Genomic DNA, 3077 nt, shown 5'->3' with positions numbered 1-3077 from the left:
CGTGTTCTTTGAAAACTAGATAACAATAAGTAATACATTCACATTGAATGCAATGCAAAGTTCATCACACATAGTGATTCTTTCTAAAGTAAGAAATGGTTAAGTTAGAAAGGGCGCACGGTGGATGCCTTGGCACTAGGAGCCGATGAAGGACGGGACGAACACCGATATGCTTCGGGGAGCTGTAAGCAAGCTTTGATCCGGAGATTTCCGAATGGGGAAACCCACTGCTCGTAATGGAGTAGTATCCATACTTGAATACATAGAGTATGAGAAGGCATACCCGGGGAACTGAAACATCTAAGTACCCGGAGGAAGAGAAAGCAAATGCGATTCCCTGAGTAGCGGCGAGCGAAACGGGAACAGCCCAAACCAAGAGGCTTGCCTCTTGGGGTTGTAGGACACTCTATACGGAGTTACAAAGGAATGATATAAGCGAAGAGGTCTGGAAAGGCCCGCCAAAGAAGGTAACAGCCCTGTAACTGAAATGTCATACCCTCCAGAGTGGATCCTGAGTACGGCGGAACACGTGAAATTCCGTCGGAATCCGGGAGGACCATCTCCCAAGGCTAAATACTCCCTAGTGACCGATAGTGAACCAGTACCGTGAGGGAAAGGTGAAAAGCACCCCGGAAGGGGAGTGAAATAGATCCTGAAACCGTGTGCCTACAAGTAGTCAGAGCCCGTTAACGGGTGATGGCGTGCCTTTTGTAGAATGAACCGGCGAGTTACGATCCCGTGCAAGGTTAAGCAGAAGATGCGGAGCCGCAGCGAAAGCGAGTCTGAATAGGGCGCATGAGTACGTGGTCGTAGACCCGAAACCAGGTGATCTACCCATGTCCAGGGTGAAGTTCAGGTAACACTGAATGGAGGCCCGAACCCACGCACGTTGAAAAGTGCGGGGATGAGGTGTGGGTAGGGGTGAAATGCCAATCGAACCTGGAGATAGCTGGTTCTCTCCGAAATAGCTTTAGGGCTAGCCTCAAGGTAAGAGTCTCGGAGGTAGAGCACTGATTGGACTAGGGGCCCCTACCGGGTTACCGAATTCAGTCAAACTCCGAATGCCGATGACTTATCCTTGGGAGTCAGACTGCGAGTGATAAGATCCGTAGTCGAAAGGGAAACAGCCCAGACCGCCAGCTAAGGTCCCAAAGTATACGTTAAGTGGAAAAGGATGTGGAGTTGCTTAGACAACCAGGATGTTGGCTTAGAAGCAGCCACCATTTAAAGAGTGCGTAATAGCTCACTGGTCGAGTGACTCTGCGCCGAAAATGTACCGGGGCTAAACGTATCACCGAAGCTGCGGACTGTTCTGACGAACAGTGGTAGGAGAGCGTTCTAAGGGCTGTGAAGCCAGACCGGAAGGACTGGTGGAGCGCTTAGAAGTGAGAATGCCGGTATGAGTAGCGAAAGACGGGTGAGAATCCCGTCCACCGAATGCCTAAGGTTTCCTGAGGAAGGCTCGTCCGCTCAGGGTTAGTCGGGACCTAAGCCGAGGCCGAAAGGCGTAGGCGATGGACAACAGGTTGATATTCCTGTACCACCTCCTCACCATTTGAGCAATGGGGGGACGCAGGAGGATAGGGTAAGCGCGGTATTGGATATCCGCGTCCAAGCAGTTAGGCTGGGAAATAGGCAAATCCGTTTCCCATAAAGGCTGAGCTGTGATGGCGAGCGAAATTTAGTAGCGAAGTTCCTGATTCCACACTGCCAAGAAAAGCCTCTAGCGAGGTGAGAGGTGCCCGTACCGCAAACCGACACAGGTAGGCGAGGAGAGAATCCTAAGGTGATCGAGAGAACTCTCGTTAAGGAACTCGGCAAAATGACCCCGTAACTTCGGGAGAAGGGGTGCTTCTTAGGGTGTTAAAGCCCCGAGAAGCCGCAGTGAATAGGCCCAGGCGACTGTTTAGCAAAAACACAGGTCTCTGCGAAGCCGTAAGGCGAAGTATAGGGGCTGACGCCTGCCCGGTGCTGGAAGGTTAAGAGGAGCGCTTAGCGTAAGCGAAGGTGCGAATTGAAGCCCCAGTAAACGGCGGCCGTAACTATAACGGTCCTAAGGTAGCGAAATTCCTTGTCGGGTAAGTTCCGACCCGCACGAAAGGCGCAACGATCTGGGCACTGTCTCAACGAGAGACTCGGTGAAATTATAGTACCTGTGAAGATGCAGGTTACCCGCGACAGGACGGAAAGACCCCGTGGAGCTTTACTGCAGCCTGATATTGAATGTTGGTACAGCTTGTACAGGATAGGTAGGAGCCTTGGAAACCGGAGCGCTAGCTTCGGTGGAGGCATCGGTGGGATACTACCCTGGCTGTATTGACCTTCTAACCCGCTGCCCTTATCGGGCAGGGAGACAGTGTCAGGTGGGCAGTTTGACTGGGGCGGTCGCCTCCTAAAATGTAACGGAGGCGCCCAAAGGTTCCCTCAGAATGGTTGGAAATCATTCGCAGAGTGTAAAGGCACAAGGGAGCTTGACTGCGAGACCTACAAGTCGAGCAGGGACGAAAGTCGGGCTTAGTGATCCGGTGGTTCCGCATGGAAGGGCCATCGCTCAACGGATAAAAGCTACCCCGGGGATAACAGGCTTATCTCCCCCAAGAGTCCACATCGACGGGGAGGTTTGGCACCTCGATGTCGGCTCATCGCATCCTGGGGCTGTAGTCGGTCCCAAGGGTTGGGCTGTTCGCCCATTAAAGCGGTACGCGAGCTGGGTTCAGAACGTCGTGAGACAGTTCGGTCCCTATCCGTCGCGGGCGCAGGAAATTTGAGAGGAGCTGTCCTTAGTACGAGAGGACCGGGATGGACGCACCGCTGGTGTACCAGTTGTTCTGCCAAGGGCATCGCTGGGTAGCTATGTGCGGACGGGATAAGTGCTGAAAGCATCTAAGCATGAAGCCCCCCTCAAGATGAGATTTCCCATTCCGCAAGGAAGTAAGATCCCTGAAAGATGATCAGGTTGATAGGTCTGAGGTGGAAGCGTGGTGACACGTGGAGCTGACAGATACTAATAGATCGAGGACTTAACCTATATTCTAATGTGAAGCATGAACATTGTTATCTAGTTTTGAGAGAACATT

General features: G+C 52.4%; 1 rRNA gene. It reads left to right on the top strand.

Features of this window, described 5'->3' with window-relative positions:
* Positions 1-97 precede the first annotated feature (97 nt).
* Positions 98-3028: ribosomal RNA gene (locus tag C6W18_RS19825) — 23S ribosomal RNA — on the top strand.
* Positions 3029-3077 lie beyond the last annotated feature (49 nt).

It is taken from the genome of Bacillus sp. LLTC93 (genome assembly GCF_002993125.1).
Lineage (GTDB): Bacteria > Bacillota > Bacilli > Bacillales > Bacillaceae > Bacillus > Bacillus zhangzhouensis.
Note: the sequence above shows the minus strand (reverse complement) of the source record. Positions and strands in the feature narration are given on the sequence as shown.